General features: G+C 65.9%; 14 protein-coding genes. 3 read left to right on the top strand and 11 right to left on the bottom strand.

The genetic code is table 11. The annotated features are described in order from the left end of the window. Positions 1-251 precede the first annotated feature (251 nt). A complete protein-coding gene (accD, locus tag NWI_RS00280; RefSeq protein WP_011313392.1) occupies positions 252-1,211 on the top strand; it encodes an acetyl-CoA carboxylase, carboxyltransferase subunit beta in 960 nt (319 codons plus the stop codon). Further along, a complete protein-coding gene (locus NWI_RS00275) occupies positions 1,208-2,536 on the top strand; it encodes a bifunctional folylpolyglutamate synthase/dihydrofolate synthase (protein ID WP_011313391.1) in 1,329 nt (442 codons plus the stop codon). The genes accD and NWI_RS00275 overlap by 4 nt, the downstream gene beginning before the upstream one ends. A gap of 195 nt (positions 2,537-2,731) precedes the next feature. Here the strand turns inward: NWI_RS00275 and trxA are convergent, their stop codons facing one another. The 11 genes from trxA to ubiE form a co-directional block, all read right to left on the bottom strand. Continuing rightward, positions 2,732-3,052, bottom strand: a complete 321-nt coding sequence (gene trxA, locus NWI_RS00270) for a thioredoxin (RefSeq protein ID WP_011313390.1) — start codon at positions 3,050-3,052, stop codon at positions 2,732-2,734. A 95-nt stretch (positions 3,053-3,147) separates the two neighbouring features. Continuing rightward, the gene (gene addA / locus NWI_RS00265) at positions 3,148-6,789 is read right to left on the bottom strand and encodes a double-strand break repair helicase AddA (RefSeq protein ID WP_148203737.1); all 3,642 of its coding nucleotides are present in this window, start codon (positions 6,787-6,789) and stop codon (positions 3,148-3,150) included. Continuing rightward, entirely contained in the window at positions 6,750-9,911 is a 3,162-nt protein-coding gene (gene addB, locus NWI_RS00260; RefSeq protein WP_011313388.1) for a double-strand break repair protein AddB, read from the bottom strand. Before addB ends, addA begins: the two co-directional genes overlap by 40 nt. Positions 9,912-10,031: 120 nt before the next feature. Next, positions 10,032-10,757, bottom strand: coding sequence for a nucleotidyltransferase family protein (locus NWI_RS00255; protein WP_011313387.1), 726 nt, complete (start codon positions 10,755-10,757; stop codon positions 10,032-10,034). A 501-nt stretch (positions 10,758-11,258) separates the two neighbouring features. After that, the gene (locus NWI_RS00250; RefSeq protein WP_011313386.1) at positions 11,259-11,579 is read right to left on the bottom strand and encodes a PilZ domain-containing protein; all 321 of its coding nucleotides are present in this window, start codon (positions 11,577-11,579) and stop codon (positions 11,259-11,261) included. A gap of 104 nt (positions 11,580-11,683) precedes the next feature. Continuing rightward, positions 11,684-13,207 carry a bifunctional tRNA (adenosine(37)-N6)-threonylcarbamoyltransferase complex ATPase subunit type 1 TsaE/phosphotransferase gene (locus tag NWI_RS00245; protein WP_011313385.1) on the bottom strand — a complete coding sequence of 508 codons (1,524 nt, stop codon included), beginning with the start codon at positions 13,205-13,207 and terminating at the stop codon, positions 11,684-11,686. Beyond that, a complete protein-coding gene (locus NWI_RS00240) occupies positions 13,204-15,720 on the bottom strand; it encodes a PAS domain-containing sensor histidine kinase (protein WP_011313384.1) in 2,517 nt (838 codons plus the stop codon). Before NWI_RS00240 ends, NWI_RS00245 begins: the two co-directional genes overlap by 4 nt. A 277-nt stretch (positions 15,721-15,997) precedes the next feature. Next, entirely contained in the window at positions 15,998-16,456 is a 459-nt protein-coding gene (dut, locus tag NWI_RS00235; RefSeq protein ID WP_011313383.1) for a dUTP diphosphatase, read from the bottom strand. Then, a complete protein-coding gene (gene coaBC / locus NWI_RS00230; RefSeq protein ID WP_011313382.1) occupies positions 16,453-17,892 on the bottom strand; it encodes a bifunctional phosphopantothenoylcysteine decarboxylase/phosphopantothenate--cysteine ligase CoaBC in 1,440 nt (479 codons plus the stop codon). The genes dut and coaBC overlap by 4 nt, the downstream gene beginning before the upstream one ends. Positions 17,893-17,954: 62 nt before the next feature. Next, the gene (gene ubiB, locus NWI_RS00225) at positions 17,955-19,535 is read right to left on the bottom strand and encodes a 2-polyprenylphenol 6-hydroxylase (protein ID WP_011313381.1); all 1,581 of its coding nucleotides are present in this window, start codon (positions 19,533-19,535) and stop codon (positions 17,955-17,957) included. Then, the gene (ubiE, locus tag NWI_RS00220; RefSeq protein WP_041345250.1) at positions 19,532-20,293 is read right to left on the bottom strand and encodes a bifunctional demethylmenaquinone methyltransferase/2-methoxy-6-polyprenyl-1,4-benzoquinol methylase UbiE; all 762 of its coding nucleotides are present in this window, start codon (positions 20,291-20,293) and stop codon (positions 19,532-19,534) included. Before ubiE ends, ubiB begins: the two co-directional genes overlap by 4 nt. Positions 20,294-20,449: 156 nt before the next feature. On the opposite strand from ubiE, the gene mutM reads away from it, so the two are divergent. After that, on the top strand, positions 20,450-21,331 hold the full coding sequence (gene mutM / locus NWI_RS00215; RefSeq protein ID WP_011313379.1) for a bifunctional DNA-formamidopyrimidine glycosylase/DNA-(apurinic or apyrimidinic site) lyase: 882 nt from the start codon (positions 20,450-20,452) through the stop codon (positions 21,329-21,331). Positions 21,332-21,340: the final 9 nt, after the last annotated feature.

The following is a 21,340-nucleotide window of genomic DNA, read 5'->3' as shown; positions in this document are numbered from 1 at the left end:
GGTGGGTGAGGGGTCGTCCCGTCATCCTGATTGCGATAGAGCGTTTTCGAGCAAAGTGGATACCGGTTCGCGTGAAGAAAACGCGTCAAATCAAGATTATAGAGCCTCGCTTCTGATTCCATCAGAAGCGAAAAGGCTCTAGAAGAACCCTCACCCGGCTCGCACCCTGCCTCGCGGTGCTTTGCCACCCTGTCCCGCAAGGGGAGAAGGTTCGGGCCGTCGCCAGATGGTGCGGTGTTACGGAGTAAGGCATGAATTGGTTGACCAACGTTGTCCGGCCGAAAATCCGCAATATCCTCAAGCGGGAAACGCCGGATAATCTCTGGATCAAGTGTCCCGACACCGGGCAGCTCGTGTTCTACAAGGACGTCGAGAGCAACCAGTTCGTCATCCCCGGATCGAACTACCACATGCGGATGAGCGCCGATGCGCGGCTGAAGTCGATCTTCGACAACGAGACATGGTACGATGTGGCGTTGCCGGAGGTAACTGCCGATCCGCTGAAATTCCGTGACGAGCGCAAGTATGTCGACCGCATCAGGGACGCGCGCGCCAAAACCGGACTCCATGATTCCGTGAAGGTCGGGTTCGGCAGGCTGGAAGGGTCCGCCGTCGTGGTCGCGGTGCAGGATTTCGATTTCATGGGCGGCTCGCTTGGCATGGCGGCGGGCGAGGCGATCGTGCGGGGGCTCGAACTCGCGGTCGAGAAACGGTGCCCCTTCATCGTGTTCGCGGCGTCGGGCGGCGCGCGGATGCAGGAAGGCGTGCTGTCGCTGATGCAGCTGCCCCGCACCACCGTCGCGGTGCAGATGCTGCGCGAGGCCAGGCAGCCCTACATCGTAGTGCTGACGAATCCGACCACCGGCGGCGTCACGGCCTCCTATGCGATGCTCGGGGACGTTCAGATCGCGGAGCCCGGCGCGCTGATCGGCTTCGCCGGAGCCCGCGTCATCGAGCAGACCATCCGCGAGAAACTGCCGGACGGTTTTCAGCGGGCCGAGTATTTGCGCGACCATGGCATGATCGACCTGGTGGTGCATCGTCACGAGTTGCGGCCGACGCTGGCGCGGGTGTGCCGGCTGCTGACCAAGGCGCCGGAAATGATCGAGCAGGAGCCGGAACCCTCCGCTCCCGTTCCGCCGGATGAGCCGGACGAGCCTGCCGCGACTCAGGAAGCTCCACCGGCGGCGCCTGCCGCGCCTCCGGCGTGAGCGCTGTTCCGCCCCGGCAAAGCCCGCTCGACGATGCTGTTGCGCGGATATCGAAGCTGCATCCGAAAAGGATCGATCTCACGCTCGGCCGGATGTGGCGCGTCCTTGAGCGGCTCGATCATCCCGAACGCAGGTTGCCGCCGGTCATTCACGTCGCCGGCACCAACGGCAAGGGCTCCACCGTCGCCTACCTGCGCGCGATCCTCGAGGCCGCCGGTTTGCGCGTGCATGTCTTTACCTCGCCCTATCTGGTGAGGATCAACGAATGCGTGCGGTTGGCCGGAACGCTGGTTGCCGACGATGCCCTGCGCGACGCGCTGCTTGAATGCGAGCGCGCCAATGGCGGCGAGCCGCTGACCCTTTTCGAGATAAAGACCGCGGCGGCCTTTCTGTTGTTCGCACGAAGTCCCGCCGACGTGCTGTTGCTCGAGGTCGGCCTCGGCGGCCGGCTCGACAGCACCAACGTGGTCGAGACGCCGCTGGCGAGCGTCATCACGCCCGTCGGCATCGATCACGTCGAGTTTCTGGGCGGCTCGCTGGCGGAGATCGCCGGCGAGAAAGCCGGCATCATCAAGCCTGGCGTGCCCGTCATCTGCGCGGAGCAGTCGCCCGAAGCCGAAGTTGTGATCGAGCAGCGGGCGAAGCGGATGCGCAGTCCGCTGCACGCGGCCGGCCAGCACTGGCACGTCCACGCGGAACACGGACGACTGGTCTATCAGGACGAAAGCGGCCTGCTCGACCTCGCCGCGCCCCGGCTGTTCGGCCGGCATCAGTTCGACAATGCGGGCCTCGCGATCGCGACGCTGCGGGCGCAGGATCGCTTCTCGATCGAGACAACGGCGTTCGAGCGCGGCGTCACCGGCGCGGAATGGCCGGCGCGGATGCAGCGGCTGACATCCGGCCGGATCGTGGATCAGGCGCCGCGCGACGCCGAGCTCTGGCTCGACGGCGGGCACAATGCCGATGGCGGGCGGATCGCGGCGGCGGCGCTCGGCGATCTCGAGGAGCGGGTGTCGCGACCGCTGGTGGTGATAACAGGCATGATGGGCAACAAGGACGCGAAGGGTTTTCTCGCCAACTTCGCCGGCCTGACGCGGCATGTCATTGCCGTGCCGATTCCGAACATGGAGAACGCGATGCCGCCGGAGGTACTGGCGGAAGCGGTGCGCGCGCTCGACATGCGCGCCGAAACCGCGGTGAGCGTCGCCGCCGCGCTGCGATCGGTCGCGCGGCTCGCTTATGAGATTCCGCCGCGCATCCTGATCACGGGATCGCTGTATCTCGCCGGCCACGTGCTGTCGGAAAACGGCACGCCGCCGGCGTAGAATCCTGTGTTCGAATGGGTGTATTCCGGCCATCCACGTCTTGCTTCGTGAAATTCCAAAGACGTGTATACCGAGAATAAGCCGGGCATGACGAGAAGGGAGGGTGCGCCCTGACCTCAACGTTCTCCTTACCCAAACAAAAACGGCCGGCGAATTGACGCCGGCCGCTTGAAAAAAAATCTCAATGCGGAAAGATCACACCGTGGCGGTGATCCATTGCTCAAGTTTCTGCTTGGGCGCCGCGCCGACCTGACGCGAGGCCAGTTCGCCGTCCTTGAAGATCATCAAAGTGGGAATCGACATCACGCCGTATTTCGAGGCCGTCCTCGGGCTCTCGTCGACGTTCAGCTTCACGATCTTGACCTTGCTGCCCATGGCGCTGGAGATTTCGTCCAGCACCGGGCCGATCATGCGGCAGGGGCCGCACCACTCCGCCCAGAAATCAACCACGACCGGGCCAGTCGCCTTGAGCACTTCCGCTTCGAAATTGGCGTCCGAAACCTTGCCAACAGCCATGGAATACCTCGTTGTCTCGATGAGATGCGCGACGAAAGAATGCGCTTGAAACTGCGGATGTAGTTAAGAAGGCGATCTTCCCGGGTCAAGGTTTCTCACACCGAGATGATGGCTTCCAGGGCGGCATCCAGCGTCGAGGCGGAAATCTCCATCATTTCAGGCGTCTCGGTCCAGAGCAGCGCCGCGTTGACGGGCAGTTCCGGGTACAGGCCCGCGAGCATCGCGCGATAGAGCGCGAGCTGGCGGATATAGGCGGGCGGAACGTCGGCCAGGCTCGCGGGTGCGGGGCTGGTCTTGTAGTCGACGACCAGAACCCCGTGCGGAGTGACCACGAGCCGGTCGATCTGGCCCGAGACCGGCAGGGGATCGCCCCGCCGCGTCGTCAGCCGCCCGACGATCGCGACCTCGGCCCGGCTGCCCTCCGCGAAAACGGGGGCGAACCTCGCATCATCGAGCACCGCCACGACCCGCGCCGCGAGCGCGTCGTGCTCGGTCTTGCCCCAGCCGCTCGCGTTGCGCCCGAGATAGGACAGCGCCGCCTCGCGGCGGCGGTCCCGCGGCACCTCGGGCAGGGATTGCAGCAGGCGATGGACCAGCGTGCCGCGCAGTCGCGCGCGGTGGCGCTGATCCGGGATGGCGCCGGCCGGCGCGCGTTGATGCGCGGCCTCGTCGGCATCCGATGGATACAGCGATCGGCGCGCGGGTGCTTCCGGCGCGGCTGCGAGATGCAGCCACGGCGGCAACGGGATCCGGGTAGCGCCGGGGGACGCCGGCGGTGCCGGGCCCGCGGCATCCGGTTCGGCTTCCTCTAGAGCGGGATGAGGAAAAGTGTGCAGCGGTTTTCCGCCCGCATCCCGCTCTAAAATATTAGAATCGATCACGTTCATGATCCTGGATCGATTCGATCCAGGATCATCGTGATCTGGCCGGGTGAAACGCTTGACCTTGCCGCTTGCGGTTTCGATCTCCTGCATCGCAAGGCCGGAATTGGCCAGACCTTTTTCGATCAGGTGGTACCAGGAGAACTCCCGGACATCCTTGCGGTTGGCCGGTTTGCAGCCGCCGACGATCAGGCGGTCCGCCGCGCGCGTCATCGCGACGTAAAGCAGGCGGCGATACTCATGTTCGGTTTCCGCGGTCATGGCCGCGCGGGCCTGCGCCACGCAGGGCGGGTCCTCGGCCTTCCTGCCTGCCCAGATCGTCACCCCGGCGACGCCGGCGGGTGCGTTGCCGCGCCCCATGCGGATCAGGCTCAGACGTTCGGTGTCGGCCGGCGACGTCGAGGTGTCGGCGAGAAACACCACCGAGGCCTCCAGTCCCTTCGCGCCGTGCACGGTCATCACGCGGACTTCGTCGCGCGAGATTTCCATGTCGCGCTTCACCTCGGTATCGGCGGCGCGCAGCCACGCCATGAAGCCTTGCAGCGACGCGGGGGCCTTGCGCTCACAGGTCAGCGCCAGTTCGAGGAACTCATCGAGCGCATCATTGGCTTCATGGCCGAGCCGGCGCAGGATCCGCCGCCGTCCGGCTTCCTCGCCCAGAAGCCATGCAAAGAACGCGAACGGCGTATCGCGCGCGGCGCGACTTTCGCACCGCTTCAGGCTTTCGAAGGCGTCGCGGAATTTGTCATCGGCTGTCGCGTGCCCGGCGAGCGCGTCGCGCAGCGTGCCCTTGCGCTGCCACGCCAGTTTGAACAGGTCGTCGTCGTCGAGGCCGAACAGCGGGCTTTTCAGCGCCACCGCCAGCGCCAGATCGTCCCTTGGCAGCAGCAGCGCATCCGCAAGGTTCATCAGGTCGATGATCGCGATGTGCTCGGTGAGTTTAAGACGATCCGCGCCGGCCACCGGAATGCCGGACTGCTTCAGCGCCTGGATGACGGCGTCGAACGCGTTGCCCCGCCGCCGCACCAGCACCAGGATGTCGCCATAACCGAGCGGACGGCGGTTGCCGAGGTGTCCGGTCATGGCGCCTTGCGCGATCAGCGACTTGATCTCGTCGCGGATGCGTCGTGCGAGCTTGACCTCGGGGCTGGTTGCGGTGACCGCATCGAACGGTGCGCGCCAGCCCTCCATCTCCTCGCGCTTGTCCCGCTCCTCAAGGCTCCAGAGATCGACGATGCCGGGTGCGGCGTCCGCCAGCGATTCATGCACGGGGTGGGCGCCGACCGCGTGGATGCTGGCGTAGATCGCGGGATCGCGGAACACATGGTCGACCGATTCGAGGATCGTTTTGCCGGACCGGAACGAGTAGATGAAATCCTCCTTGCGGAACGGAAGCTTTGCATCGGTGAACTTCCTCTCCAGCTTGCGCCGCCTTTCGTCGAACTCGCGCGGCGCCGCGCCCTGGAACGAGAAGATCGACTGCTTCTCGTCGCCGACCGCGAACACGGTCCGGCGCACGCCCTCGCGCGCGCCTTCGCCGGTGGTGAAGTCCGCGATGATGCGCTCGACGATGTCCCACTGCTTCGGGCTGGTATCCTGCGCCTCGTCGATCAGCACGTGATCGACGCCGCGATCGAGCTTGTAGTGAACCCAGCCGGGCGAGGTCTGCTCCAGCATCCGAAGCGTCTTGTCGATCAGGTCGTCATAGTCGAGCAGGCCGCGCTCGTGTTTCTCGCGCCGGTAGTGGGCGGCGACCGCGGCGGCGATGACGAGCAGGGATTGCGTGCGGTCGCGGATGTTGATCGCGCGGCGGCGTCCGAGCAGCGCGATCACGCGCTGGCATTCATCGGCAAGCATTTCAGCGACATCAGGCCGGGCATCGCTGATCTTCCTGGTGACGAAGGATTTGCGCGGGCTGCCATCACCCGTCAGGAAGACGTCGAGATAGCGATCGGCCCGCGCGGCGTCGCCCGCTTCCGCATGGGCGGCACGCAGCCGTTCGGCCTGTTTGACGTCGTTCGAGCTGCCTGTTGCGATCAGCGCCGCCGTATCGAGCCACTTGCTTCGCGGCAGGTTCGGCCCGTCGACGATCTCGCGTTCGACGTCCTCGACGCGCTCGGCTGGGTCCACACCGAGCGCATCGGCGGCGTCCCGGATCGCCTGCGCGATGCCGCGGTCGTCCGTCTGGGTCAGGGCATGATCCCGGCTCAGGCAGGCCTGATTGAGGACGTCGCGCAGCGTTGAATCGGTGGCCGCGCTCATGGCGTATCGCAGCGCGAGGCCGGACGGGCTGTCCGGATCTTGCGAGGCGTCGAGCATGACCTTAAGGCTGGCGCGCTCCATCATTTCGGTCTGGTCGCGCTCGTCGAGCACGGTGAAACGCGCCGGCACTTCGGCCTCGAACGGAAACTGCTGCAATAGCCGCGTGCAGAGCGCGTGGATGGTCTGCACTTTCAGGCCGCCCGGCGTTTCCAGCGCGGAGGCGAACAGCTTTCGCGCCCGCTCGCGCCATCTCGCGCCGGGCTGCGCGATGCCGACATCGCGCAGCGCCCCGTTCAAGGCCTCATCGTCGAGCGTGACCCAGTGACCCAGCGTCGAGAATACCCGCTCCGCCATGTTCGCGGCGGCGGCCTTGGTGAAGGTGATGCAGAGGATGCGCGCGGGGTCGACGTCGTTGAGCAGAAGGCGGATCACGCGCTGAACGAGAACGTGCGTCTTGCCCGATCCCGCGTTGGCCGACACGAACACCGATGTGGCCGGATCGGACGCACGCTGCTGGCGCGCGCTGGCGTCGGGATGAACGGGGCGCGGCGCTTTCACCATTCCTCCGACCCCGGCCCGCCCGCCGCCGACCATTCCTTGATCCGTGCGAGATCGTCATAGACCCCGTAGCGGGCCTTCCACATCGGCAGGTCGAGCGATGCGTAGCCCTGCTGCTCGTCGTCGAAGGCACGGATCAGCGCGGTGAGTTCTTCAAGCGCGACATCGGCCGCCTGATCGGGCGACCGGGTTGCGGTTTTGCCGTTATCGAGATCGACCGGTCTCGGTTCGCCGGCAGGATTGTTGCCGCTGAGCCGGACATAGACCAGCTCGCTGACCGATGCGCCGGGGGGAATGCCCGCGAAGCCGCCGTTGCGCAGGATCGCGGATTCCAGCGTGAGCTGCGGCGACAGGCCGAGCCGCACCTGCTTGCTGCTCGGAGGACTGCCGGTCTTGTAGTCGAGAACGGCGAAGCGGCCGCCGCCGAGATGTTCGATACGGTCGGCGCGCGCCGACAGAGTGAACCTGCGATCGCCGTCGATCGGGATTTCGATTTTTCCGCTGACCTCGGCGTCGATCCTGACCAGATGCGCCCGCCGCGTCGGCTCCCATTCCGCGAACCATGCCGCGATGCGCTGGAAGCGCGGCCACCACAGCGCGCGCGCTTCCGGCCGCTGCATCAGCGGCGCGAAACGGCTTTCGCCGATGGCGCGCAGCACGTCTTCCGGATCGTCGGGCAGGCTTGCCGGATAACGTTTGGTGAAGTCGCCGAGCGCGTCGTGAATCGCCGAGCCGCGGTCTGCCGCCGACAAGGGCATGTCGACGGCCTCCAGCGGCAGCAGCTTCAAGATGTATCTGGCGTAGATGGTGTAGGGATCGCGCAGCCAGTCCTCGATCGCGGTCACGGACAGGCGCGTCGGCCGCGCCGTGCGCGGCGGCTTCGGCGCGGGCTGCGCGATCGGTGTAACCTCGCTGGGCCGATCGAGCGCTTCGGCATACTGAATATATCGCGCGCCGGCTTGTTTCGCCGATGTCCAGCGTGTCGCGCCCGCGACGGCTTCGAGCCGATGCAGGAAACGGGACGCCACCGCCGGCGCGCCTGCGGCCTTGGCGGCATGGCTGAGGATGACCTCCTCGGCGCCGAACAGTTGCGTGAAATCGTGCGCGGACAGTCCGATGCGCCGTTCCGGAAGATCGAGCCCCAGTTCGTGCCGCATCGGCCGGCTGAGCCAGGGATCGGTCGGCGGCGCGGGCGGCCAGACGCCTTCGGTGAGCCCGCCGAGGATGACGCGGTCGCATTGGGTCAGACGCGCTTCGAGCGGTCCGTAGATGCGCAGGCTTGCCGATGTCGCCTGCGGCCGGCGCACCACGCGATCGCCGAACGCGGCCTCGAAGGTTTCCGGATAGTCCGCGATCCTGACCGTCAGGCCGCTGCGCTCACCCGCATCAACCAGATCGTCGAAAGCATCAGCGAGGGCACGGCCGTGCCGGCCGTCGAATGCGACGGCGACGCCTTCATCGTCACAGGATAACGATTCGATAGTCTGGCGATGCTGCAGGGCGAGGAGGGTGAAGTCCGCCGATCTCGATGCGCCGTCGCCTTCGAGCGGCGCGAGCGCATCCCGCAGGGCCGCGATCAGGGCGCTGATATCGTCGAGATGGTCCGGTTTCAGCGCCGCGCGGGGCTCGCTGCGATGCAACGAGGAACTCTCGCCGCGATCGAGCTGGTCGCGCTCATCGCAAAAGCGCGCGAATTCGTCCGCGAGGCCCTTGCCGCCCGGCGGCGGCCGGGGGCCTCGCAGGATCGCAAGCTCCAGCGCTATGATGGCACGCGACCAGCCGCCCGCCGCGCGTCCCAACCGGCACAGCGGATGCTTCAGCAAGGCCAGCAGGGTCGGGGGCTCCAGACCGTTGCACGCGGTCTCGGCGGCCAGCCGTGCGAAGATTCCAGCAGGCGTGTCCATCAGCGGATCGCCGCCCGAATCGTCGAAGGCGAGATTCCAGCGGCCGAGCGCCGCCATCACCCGCCGCGCCAGCGCGCGGTCGAACGTCACCAGCGCCGCGGTCTTGTTCAGGTCGCGCGCCTCGCGCATGGCGACGGCGATGCCGAGCGCTTCCATTTCCGGATTGGCGGCCGCGATCACGGCGAGATTTTGCAGTCCGGCCGCGATCTTATCCGCGACCTCGGGTTCGGCGAGCCGGGTATGCCATTGCGCGGTCGCCTCCGCGGGCCGCATCGCCTCGGACGCCAGCATTTCGCGCCCGTATGGCGCGGGGAAGCCGAGCGCTTTCACCTCCGATCGTTTGATGCCGAAGCGCGCGAGCAGGCCGTGCAGCGCGAACTGCGGATGACCGGCGGCGGGCGGCGTGATGAACGCGCCGCTCGCTTTATCCCTGACGCCGCCGATCAACCTCCACGCCTCTTCATCGAGGTCGGTGTCGAGTCCTGGCAGCACGACCGCGCCTTGCGGCAGCGTGGCGATGGCGTGCAGCAGTTTCGCGGTCGACGGCATCGAGCCGGTGGAGCCCGCCGCGATCACCGGTCCCACATGATGGGCGGCGAGACGCGCGGCTTCGGCTTCGATCAGGCGGTCGCGCCGCGCCGCGGGTTCGATCCGGCCGGTTTCCTGAAGGTGAGCCGGCCAGTAGTCGCGCGCGATCTTCAGGAAATCGAGCGTGATCTGCCAGTAGCGGTCGAGCGCCTCGGGCACCAGCCCGTCGAGCGCGCGCCAGTCCACGCCGCGCGTGGCCATGTCGTCCATCAGTCGCGCGAGATCGGCGGCAAGCGTCAGCGTCGAGGCCGGACCGCCGAGCACCAGCGGGGCCCGCGCTGGCTCGCCGTCACCGAGATTCAGCCGCCGCGCCCATGCGTCGATAAGCTGGGCGAGCGCGAGGCGGCGCGCGAGCCCGTCCAGCGCCGGCGGCAGTTCGAGCGTCTCCGGCGGCAACGAGACGGCCTGCGCGAAAGCCAGTTCGTCCTCGTCGATTCCGCCGAGCGCGACGATGCGCGGCAGGATCACGGCGTCGGTATCCAGCACGTCGAGGAAAATATCGCGCGCCATGCGGCCGGCGCGGCGGGTCGGCAGATAGAGCGTGGCTTCGGCAAGCCGTTCGGGCTGCGCGCGCGGACGGAATCCCTCGATCAGCTCCCCGTCGACCAGCGCGGTGATGACCGCGCGCAGAAACGGCACTGAGGAGGGGACGTTGCGGACGCGCATGGAGGATCCTGATTCGAGATCAGGCATATCATGACATAGGCGGGATTTAACCTTCGGGCGAAGTGGAATCCACTTCGCCGGAGAATCCTCCGGAAGCGGTGAAGATTTGAAAGGCAGCCGTCAGGCGTCGAGGCTCGCGAGCACGGCTTTCTCCGCGGCCTGGACCGCATCGGGTGTTCCGACATGCATCCAGACGCCGTCGAGCCGCAGGCCGAACAGCCGGTCCCGTTCACCCGCCCGGTCGAATATCGCGGTCAGCGGAAACTCGCCTGCCGGCGCGCCGTCGAACAGCGCGGGCGACAGGATGGCGGCTCCCGCATAGACGAACGGCACGATCTGGTTCTCTTGTCGCCTGCGAAGCGCTCCGTTGGGGAGCATGGCGTAGTCGCCGCTGCCGCTGTAGCCGATGCTGCTCGCGGTCGGCGCCATCAGCAGCAGAATGTCCATGCTCGCGGGATCGAAGGCCTCGGTCAGCCGCGTCAGGTTGGGACGCGCGCCGTCGATCCATATCGTGTCGGCATTGAGATGGAAGAACGGTGCGTCGCCGAGCAGCGGCAGGGCCTTCACCACCGCACCGCCGGTGCCAAGCACCTGGTCGCGCTCGTCGGAGATGATGATCTTCGGCCGGTCGCGGTGAGCGACGTGATCGATGATCTGGTCGGGCAGATAGCGCACGTTGACGACAGCCTCGCTGACGCCCGCGTCCGCCAGCCTGTCCAGCACGTGATCGAGCAGCGGCTTGCCGGCCACGGGCACCATGGGCTTGGGCATCCGTTCGGTCAGCGGCCGCATGCGCAGGCCGAGGCCCGCGGCGAGCACCATGGCTTTGGTGGGAGTGGTCGGCATGTTCTGGAGTCCCGATTCCGAAGTTCGCGTACCCTTGTCGCAACCTTTGATGCAAACTTCGGAATCAAAGGCACACCAGCAACTTTATGATTTTAGTGTGGTTTAGGTTCAGAAGTTTGCTTGACGGACTCGATGGGGCAATGAAGCGAACTTCTGAACCACCACACTGGCTCACGCACATTGTCGATCCAACGAACTAGAGCCTTTTCGCTTCTGATGGAATCAGAAGCGGGGCTCTATAACCTTGATTTAACACGTTTTCTTCACGCGAACCGGTATCCACTTCGCTCGAAAACGCTATAGAGAATGATCCCGAAAAGTGGAAACCGGTGCTCGGAAAAGATCATGCTGAAACGAAAAACAAGCGACGAATCCATAGCGGTTTGAAACGAAGATCGCGACCCGTTGCGAATCGCATCGATGACTCCGGCCATACACGCCCGAGATGATGACGAGGCCATGACATGGGGAGACTGCCGGATGATACCGGGCGGATGTGGATCAGGCGTCGGCCGTGGCGCTGTTCTGCCGGGTGGTCTTTTTTTTCTTGTCGGTCTGTTTCAGGAAATTGACGCCGATCTGGTCGCCATTGACCCAGGCCAGCTCGCAGCGGCGATAGGCGAGGCCCGTGGATGACAACAGGAGGAAGAATTCCTTCAGGTGCAGTCCTTCGATGGAGCCTTCGACGGTCAGCTTGGCTCCGATTTCCGACACATCCTCCATGGTGCAGTTGCGGCGCCAGGTGCCGTCGATGCCCATCATGTGCGCGCTGTAGCCGCGCTCGAAGGTGACGCGCTCGCCTTTACGCCGTTCCGTGCCCATGATGTGCTCCGCCTTGGGAGGAGGACTGTGCCGCGATCCGAGGGATAGAACCGGCGTCGTGAAGCTACACCCGCGACTTCTAAAAAGGCGTAAAACAAAATGGTTCAACCCGCGGGAGGCGGGACGTGATTCCGGTACCACGCTCTCGCCGCCGACAAGGCCGGGTGCGCGAGCGAGCGGGTGAGATAGGTCCAGATCCGGGGTTGATGCCGCAGATAGTGCGGTTTGCCGTCGCGCCGATTGAGCCGCGCGAACGTGCCGAGCAGCCGGGTGTTGCGTTGCGCCGAGATGATGGCATACGTCTCGGCGAAACCGGCGGGATCGAAATGCGCTTCACACTCCAGCCGCGCCTTCGCGTAACGGGCGAGCAAGGCAAGTTCGATCGATTCGGGGACGTCCACGCGCGCATCCTGCAACAGCGAGACCAGATCATAGGCGTCGGGACCGAGCACGGTGTCCTGAAAGTCGATGATGCCGACCTTTCCGATATCGCGCCGCTGTTCCAGCCAGATCAGGTTGGGCGAGTGGAAGTCACGCAACACCCAGGTTCTGGACGCGGCATCCGGCTTCGCCAGCAACGCGCGCCATATCGCCAGGAATTCCGCGCGCAGGCCTTCGTCTGGTTCAATGCCGCGGTCGATCAGATACCAGTCCAGCATCAGGCCGACCTCGATCAGCATCGCCTCAAGGTCGAACGCGGGAATCGCGTAGGCCGTATCCGCCGTCAAGGGAAGCGTGTCCGGCAGCGTCCGGCCGTGCAGCGCGGCGAGCAGGTCGGTCGCCGCCTGATAGCGCTCGACGATCGGCGCCGGCGGCGTGCCCTCGACAAAGCCGGCGCTGCCGAAATCCTCGGTGATCAGGAATCCCGACTCCAGATCGGCATGATGGATCTCCGGCGCGGAAAAGCCCTGACCGCGCAGGCCGTGCGCGATGGCGACGAAGGGCTTGATGTCCTCGGCAAGGTGCACCGCCGCGCTGTAGGACTTGCCGTCGTGGATCGCGGGTCCGTCGGGCCGCTTCGGCGCGTTCATGAGGATGAAGCTGGCGTCGTCGCGGATCAACCGGGCATATGAGCGCGTCGAGGCGTCGCCCGCCATGCGCTGCCGTCTTGCGTCGAGATAACCGGCATCGTCAAGAAACCGCCGCAGCGACGCCAGCCGCGCGACTTGCGATGCGGCCTTGCCGTAGCCGGTGATCTCGGCTGAGCGCGCCGCTGATCCGAGCGCCGGGCGATGGCTGATGGCGATGTCGATCCGGTCGGCGGGCAGGCCGCCGGCGGCGCGCTCCGGCCATTCGATCAGGACCACCGCGTCCTCGGGCAGCGGCGCGAGGCCGATCTCGTCCAGTTCGCCGGGACCGCTGATGCGATAGAGATCGGCGTGAAGCAGGGGATGCGGCGGCAGATCGTAATGCTGCGCCAGCGTGAAGGTCGGGCTCGGCACCTCGATCGTGTCGTCGCCGGCCAGATACCGGATCAAGGCGCGGGCGGCCGCGGTCTTGCCCGCGCCGAGATCGCCCGACAGCGTGATGACGTCGCCGGGACCGATCAGCAGTGCGAGGTCGGCCATCAGATGCGCGGTCGCGGTCTCGTTGACGAGCGCGGTCGCGAATCTCGACGGCTCGCTCATTCGGCGGCGTTCCGGTGGGCGCCCCGGTCGAGCGGAAAGTCGCAAACGACCCTGGTCCCGCTCTTGATGGCGGGATCGAAATGCACGCGTCCGCCGTGGAGTTCAACGAAGGAGCGCACCAGCGAGAGGCCAAGGCCCGCGCCGCGATGCCGCGATCCGTTCGCGTAACTTTCGAACCAGTCGAACGCCTTGTCCCTGACGTCCGGCGGAATGCCGGGGCCTTCGTCCATCACGGCGAACCTCACGCTGTGTTCGGTGCGCCGGGCGCTGACCGTGATCACGGCGTCCGGTGGCGAGAAGCCCGCGGCGTTGGCAAGTAGATTATAGAGGACCTGAATGATGCGGCGCTCGTCGCCGATGAAGTCGCCGATGTCCGGATCGACGTCGACATTCAGCACGATGCGGTCGCGGGTCAGCCGGTCCTGAATGCCTTCCGCCGCCGCCGCGATGGTCTTGCGGACGTCGACCGGCCCGAGTTCGAGCGTCATGGCGCCCGCATCGATGGTGGCGAGGTCGAGGATGTTGTTGGTCAGCGCCAGCAGCGCGTCGGTCGACGAGGTGATGTAGTTGACATATTCGGCCTGCTTCTCGGTGAGCGGTCCGGTGCCGGGATCGTTCATGAGGTGCGCGAAGCCGATGATGGTCGTCAGGGGCGAGCGCAGTTCGTATGAGACGTGGTGGACGAAATCGACCTTCATCTGGTCGGCGGCCTCGAGCGCATCGTTGCGTTCGCGCAGCGCGCGCTCCACGTTCTCGCTATCGGTGATGTCGTGGAAGGTCAGCATGGTGGCGCCGTCGGGCAGCGGCATGGTCATGCAGTCCAGGATGCTGCCGTCCTTGCGCTCGAGCTTGAGCGGCACCGCGGTGCGATTGTCGATGCCGGTGACGGCCTTGTGGATCGTCCGCCAGGCGTCGTCGTCGTCGAACAGCGGCTTGCACCACGCCTCGACCGTATCGATATGCGGCTGCTGCGCCAGCGCCTCGGGCGAAAGCTTCCACATCCGCGCGAAGGCCGGATTGAAAAGCTGCGCGCGGCCGTTGCTGCCGAACACCGCGACCGCTTCGGTCAGGCTGTCGAGGGTCTCGCGCTGCACGTTGATAAGCCGGTCATATCGGCGGGCCAGATCCAGGCTTTCGGTGACATCGTCGAACAGATAGGTGACGCCGCCTTCCGGATTCGGCGTGGTGACGATGCTGAGCGCGCGTCCGTCCGGCAGATACCATACGTCCTTGACGGCCTCGTTGGCGCGATAGGCTTCGTGCAGGCGGGCTTTCCAGGCGCGGAAGTCGGGCTGCTCCGGCAACTTGCGCCCCGCGCGCAGGCGATCGAGCACGCTGGAATCGTCGGGATGTCCGTCGAGGAAGGGCCGGTCGAGGTCCCACAGCCGGCGGTAGGAGTCGTTGTAGAAAGCGAGCCGCCGCTGGCCGTCGAACACGGCGACGCCGGATGACAGTTGGTCGAGGGTCCGGCGATGCGCGTCCGCCATCCGCGCCAGCGCCCCGCTCAGCGCCGTCGCCTCGCTGGCGTCGAGCGCGATGCCGGCGCTTCCGCCGCCGGTCCGGAGTGCGTGAACGTCGTACATGCGCCGCTCGCCGCCGATGATGATCGGCAATCGCGCGGCAAAGGTGGCATGGTCGTTCAGCGCCCGCGACATCGCGGTCCGGTCCTCGCTGTCGAGCAGTTCGAGGTTGCGCTGGATGGCGTCGGCCGAGTCGGCGGCCTCGGTAGCGCGCGCATAGGCCTGGTTGGCGAAGGAAAGCTTGCCGTCCTTGCCTCTCGCCCAGAGCGGCCAGGGCGCCGCGGTCGCGAAGGCCCGCAGCATTTCCGTCTCCGCCAGCAGACTGTCGTGCCGCAGCGTCATCTCGGCGAGGTCGCGCCGCAGGCCGCCGAGATCACGGATGCGCACGATGGCCTGGCCGCCGATGGCGCGGCCCATCGCTTCCACGGTGCGGCCGGCCGAGGTGACCAGATTGAGCAGGAAACCTTCTCCGGCGCTGCGCAGCGCATCGACCGCGTGATCCATCTGCAACGCCGGCTCGGGCGGCAGCCAGGTTCCGAACGCCAGAATCCGCAAGGGCTGTTTTGCATCCTGCGGCAACAGCAGCGCGATATCGCCGCTGATCTGGGGCCGTTCCTCGCCCGCGCCCCACGAAATCAGAATCTGCGGTTCCACGAACAGCAGCGCGCGAAAACGGTCGGCCTCCGATTGAAGTTCGCGGAGCTCGCTGCGCAAACGCTGCTCATTTGCGGCGGCGCGGATGCGCGTGCGCATCAGCAGGATAGCGGCGACCACCGAGAAGCTCAGCACGCCAAGCGCCATCGCCAGCGCCGTCAGATCCTGTCGGCTGAGATTCATGAAGGCCTGGATCAGCCGCTCGTTCAGCGCCGGTTCTGCGGCCCAGGCAGGTGAGGTGTCGATGAGGCTGACCGCGCCGGCGCCCGCGATGCCGCCCGGCACCAGCGAGGTGCATGACAGCAAGGTCCGACGCATCACCCCGATTACGCCTGACATCTTTGCCCCAAAACCGCGCGATGATATTCGATCGGCAACCCGTTCGCCGTTCACGAATCGACCACCATTATGCTTAAGCGGATTCGAGGGGCTAGAGTCCAGACCGTGAACGGGAATCGGGCGGCGGAAAAATGCGTAGCCGCGACATTTACGAAACGATTGTTGTAAAATTGAATCGGTTTTTGCGCGACCGGAGCGGGTGATCTGTTCGTGTGACGAAAACGCGTCACGGCCGGTCTGAAGCTCCGCTTCCGATTCAATCGGAAACGAAAAGGCTCTAACGCCCGGTCGAGCCGAATCCGCCGCTGCCGCGTGGCGTCGCCGGCAGCGCCGCCGCGCGCACCAGTTCCACGCGAGTCACCGGCGCGACGATCATCTGCGCGATACGCTCGCCGCGGCGGATCGTGAAGGCCTCGCTGCCGAGGTTCACAAGAAGCACGTTGATCTCGCCGCGATAGTCGGCATCCACGGTGCCGGGCGAATTCAGCACGGTCACGCCATGCCGTGCGGCGAGGCCGGAGCGCGGCCGCACCTGCGCCTCGTATCCATCGGGCAGCGCGATGACGAGCCCGGTCGGCACCATGGCCCGCCGGCCTGCCGCGAGAACCAGCGGCGCCTGTTCGCCAATCGCGGCGATGAGGTCAAGACCGGCCGCCTGGGTGCTTTGGTAGGACGGCAGCGGAAGGCCCTCGGCATGCGGCAGTTGCCGGACATCGACCTTGATCGGATCGCTCATGCCGCCGGACCCGGCAGGGCTGAGATGATGCGTTCGATCAGCATGGCGGCCACCTCTTCCTTGGTCATGACGGGGAAGGACTCGGTCCTGATCTCTCCGTCTTCGCCGCGCGTCAGCAGATGCACGGTGTTGCGGTCGCCGCCCATCACGCCGGTTCCCGGCGATACGTCATTGGCGATCATCCAGTCGCAGCCCTTGCGCGCGAATTTCGCCTTGGCGTTGCCGATGAGATGCTCGGTCTCGGCGGCGAAGCCGATCACGAGCGGCGGGCGTTCGTCGCGCAGGTTCGAAATGGTCGCGAGAATGTCCGGGTTCTCGATCAGTTGCAGCGGCGGCACTCCGGCTTCGGTTTTCTTCAGTTTCTGCGCACCTGCATGCGCGACACGCCAGTCGGCGACCGCGGCGGTGAAAATCGCAATGTCGGAAGGCAGCGCCGCCTCGACGGCCGCCAGCATCTGGCGCGCGGATTCGACATGCGCCACAGTGACGCCGGGGGGGTCGTCGAGATCCACGGGGCCAGAAATCAGCGTCACTTCGGCTCCCGCCGCCTGCGCCGCCGCGGCGATGGCAAAGCCCTGCTTGCCCGAGGAGCGGTTGGCGATGTAGCGCACCGGATCGATCGCCTCCCGGGTCGGGCCGGCGGTAATCAGGACGCGACGGCCTTTTAGAGGTTGCGCTTGCGTTTGCGGTGGCCCGAGCATCCGCGCGGCGGCGGCGGCGATCGCCACGGGCTCGGCCATGCGGCCGACGCCGGCTTCACCTGCTTCCGCCATCTCGCCGGCGTCGGGGCCGATCATGGCGACGCCGTCGCGCGCGAGCCGCGCCACGTTGCGGCGTGTCGCCGGGTTATTCCACATCAGCGGATTCATCGCCGGCGCCAGCAAAACCGGCCTGTCGGAGGCGAGCAGAATGGCGCTCGCCAGATCGTTGGCGAGGCCGTTTGCCATCTTTGCCATCAGGTCAGCGGTGGCGGGCGCCACCACGATGAGGTCACAGTCGCGGGCGAGCCGGATATGGCCCGCGTCGAATTCGCTGCTGGCATCGAACAGATCCGTATAGCAACGCTCGTTAGAGAGGGATCCAGCGCTGAGCGGCGTGACGAATTGCTGCGCAGCATTTGTCATGACGCATCGCACAAAAAATCCGCGTTCCCTGAGCCTCCGGATCAGGTCGAGCGCCTTGTAGGCGGCGATCCCGCCGCCGACGATCACTGTCACTTTCGTCAATCGACTGGAAACGTTGAAGAAGCCTTTGTCACGCAGAGATGCTGCGTTGCGGGAGGCCGGATCGTCGAACGCCGTGGGGGGGGGAATAACGGTCGCCTCACGGAGGATGACGCGGATCTCCTCCTCCACCGAGCGGCCGGAAACTGCGGCGCGCGCTCGCAGCCGGGCCTTAACGGCGTCGTCGAGTTTGCGGACGGTCAGGCTGGCCATTTCGCTCCCTGCGCTGCATCCGGATCGATATCATTTGATTTCATCATATGATTGCATTGATATCAGATCAACCGGCTGCTGACGGCCCATAGAATGCCGAGCAGCGTCACGGCGATGATCCAGAGCGCGATGGTCCGCCAGCGGTTCTGCCTTGCCCGTGCGCAGGCCAGCGTGGCGACGGTTTCGGGTGCGAGCACCAGCCCGTCGCGGGTCATGGTCTCCACTTGCTCAAGCACCGCCACCGAACGCGAGGCGATCGCGGGCAAGGAGGCAAGCAGGCGGCCCAGCTCTCCGGCGCCGGCGATCGCGCCCTGCATCCGCCCCAGCGGGCCGAGGTTCTCCGTGATCCATTCGCGAACCACCGGATCGGCCACCGTCCAGATGTCCAGTTTGGGATCGAAGCTGCGCGCCACGCCTTCGACCACCACCATGGTTTTTTGCAGCAGGATCAGTTCGGGCCGCGTCTGCATGTCGAACAGGCCGGTGACCTCCAGCAGCAGGGTCAAGAGTTTGGCCATCGAGATTTCCTCGGCGGTACGATTGTGGATCGGCTCGCCGATGGCGCGGATGGCTTGCGCGAAATTCTCCACCGAGTGATGGCCCGGCACGTAGCCGGCCTCGAAATGCACCTCGGCGACGCGGCGGTAGTCGCGGGTGATGAAGCCGAGCAGGATTTCGGCGAGGAAACGGCGCTCTTTCAGGCCCAGCCGTCCCATGATGCCGAAGTCGACCGCGACCAGACGGCCCGAACCGTCGAGGAAAAGGTTGCCCGGATGCATGTCGGCGTGAAAGAAGCCGTCGCGCAACGCGTGGCGCAGAAAGCTCTGGATCACCTTGCGGCCCAGTTCGGGCAGGTCGGCTTTCGATTGCGCAAGACGCGCATGATCGTTCAGCGCGATGCCGTCGATCCACTCCATCGTCAGCACGTTGTGGGTGGTGCGGTCCCAGTCCACCTCGGGCACGCGGAAGTCGGGATCGTTGCGGGTGTTCTCCGCCATCTCCGACAGCGCGGCCGCTTCCAGCCGCAGGTCCATCTCCATCGCCACCGATCGCGACATGGTGTTGATGACCTCGACGAGGCGCAGCCGCCGCGCCTCGGCCGAATGCGCCTCGGCGTTGTTGGCGACGAAAAAGAAATCGGAGAGATCGCGGCGGAAACGCGTGGCGACGTTGGGCCGCAGCACCTTGATCGCCACCTGTCTGCGGACGCCGTTTTTTTCGACCTCGCCGCGATGAACCTGCGCGATCGAGGCCGCCGCCACCGAAGGTCCGAAATTGGCGAAGGCGTCCGCGACGGGCTTCTCCAGCGCCGCCGCGACCACCGCTTCGGCTTCCGCTTGCGAAAACGGCGGCAGGCGGTCCTGCAGGCTTTCCAGGTCGCGCGCCATGGCGACGCCGATGACATCGGGGCGCGTGGCCAGGAACTGTCCGAGCTTGAGATAGGCCGGCCCGAGCCGCGTCAGCGCGCGCGTCAACCGCGATCCGGATTTCGCGCCACGGCGCTCGATCAGCCGCGCCATGCGCAGCGCGAGCTGGCCGGGAGCCGGCACCAGCGATGGATCGACCACGCCGAACACGCCCTCGCGCGCGAACACGAACGCGGCGCGCGCCAGCCGCGCGACATGGCCCAGTGCGGAGATCACAAACGCCAGCCCGAATGCAACGCGACGATGCCGCCGGAAAGCGCCTGCCAGGACACGCGGGCGAAGCCGGCGTCACGGATCATCTCGGCGAAGGCGTTCGGCTTGGGAAACTTGCGGATTGATTCGACTAGATACCGATAGGAGTCGGCGTCGCCTGTGACGGCGCGGCCGAGCGGCGGTATCATCTTGAAGGAAAACAGGTCGTAGATCTTGTCGAGTCCGGGCACATCGACCGTCGAGAATTCAAGGCAGAGAAACCGGCCGCCCGGTCTCAGCACCCGAAACGCCTCGCGCAGCGCCGCGTCGATGCGCGGCACGTTGCGGATGCCGAAGGCGATGGTGTAGGCGTCGAAACCGCGATCCGCGAACGCCAGGGTCTCGGCGTTGCCTTCGACGAACGACACCTGATGATCGCGATGCTGCTTGGTCGCACGCTCGCGGCCGACCGCGAGCATGTCCGGATTGATGTCGCACACGGTGGCCTGAAATCCGGACCCCGCGGCTTTCGCCGCGCGGAAGGCGATGTCTCCGGTGCCGCCGGCGACGTCGAGCAGCGAAAACGGCGCATCGTTGCGCGGCGGATTCAGCGTCGTGATCATCGCGTCCTTCCAGACGCGGTGCAGCCCGCCGGACATCAGATCGTTCATCAGGTCGTAACGCCGCGCGACGCTGTGAAAGACGTCGTTCACCAGCGTCTGCTTGTCCCCCAGGGGGACGTCCCTGAAGCCGAAATGCGTCGTCTGGTCCTCGCGATCCATGCCCGTCTTCTCCATAACCGGACCATAGCCTGCCATGCTGCGCTGCGCTACAAGCGAGGTCGAGCCGGCCGATCCATTCTATAATTGGCTTGTGTTCAGCGAAGAAGGTGAGACTTCGGCCTGAAACGCCGGACAATCCACGAAACGAGCGAAGCGTTGCCCGAACTTCCCGAGGTCGAAACCGTACGCCGGGGCTTGCAGCCCGCGATGGAGGGCGCGACCATCGTCCGCGCCGAGACCCGGCGCAAGGATCTTCGGTTTCCGTTCCAGACCGATTTCGTCGCCCGCCTGGAGGGTCAGGCCGTGACAGGGCTCGGACGGCGGGCAAAGTACCTGCTGGCGGACCTCGCATCCGGCGACGTGTTGCTGATGCATCTGGGCATGTCCGGCTCGTTCCGCGTGATCGATGCGGCTGGCGTTACGGTGCCCGGCGATTTTCATCGACCGCGCGGCGAGGACCGCGTCCACGATCATGTGCGTTTCACGATGTCCTCCCGCGCCGAGATCGTCTTCAACGATCCGCGCCGTTTCGGATACATGAAGATTGTGGCCCGCTCGGCGCTCGGCGACGAGCCGCTGCTGAAAGGACTCGGGCCTGAGCCGCTCGGCAACGAATTCGACGCGGCCGTGCTGGCGCATGGCTGCCGCAACAGGAAGACCAGCCTCAAGGCCGCGTTGCTCGATCAGCGCGTGGTCGCGGGGCTCGGCAACATCTATGTCTGCGAGGCGTTGTTTCGCGCGCGGTTGTCGCCGCGCCGTCTCGCCGCAACGCTCGCCATGAAAACCGGCGCGCCGTCCGAACGCGCCGAACGACTGGTTGGGGCCATTCGCGACGTGCTCAATCAGGCGATCGAGGCGGGAGGTTCCTCGCTTCGCGATCATCGACAGACCACGGGCGAACTCGGCTACTTCCAGCATTCATTCCAGGTCTACGATCGCGAGGGTGACAAATGCCGGACGCCGGCATGCAAGGGCGCCGTGAAGCGCTTCACCCAGAACGGACGCTCGACGTTCTGGTGTCCGGTCTGCCAGACGTAAACCGCCTTA

The sequence above is a fragment of the Nitrobacter winogradskyi Nb-255 genome, from assembly GCF_000012725.1.
Taxonomy (GTDB): domain Bacteria; phylum Pseudomonadota; class Alphaproteobacteria; order Rhizobiales; family Xanthobacteraceae; genus Nitrobacter; species Nitrobacter winogradskyi.
Note: the sequence above shows the minus strand (reverse complement) of the source record. Positions and strands in the feature narration are given on the sequence as shown.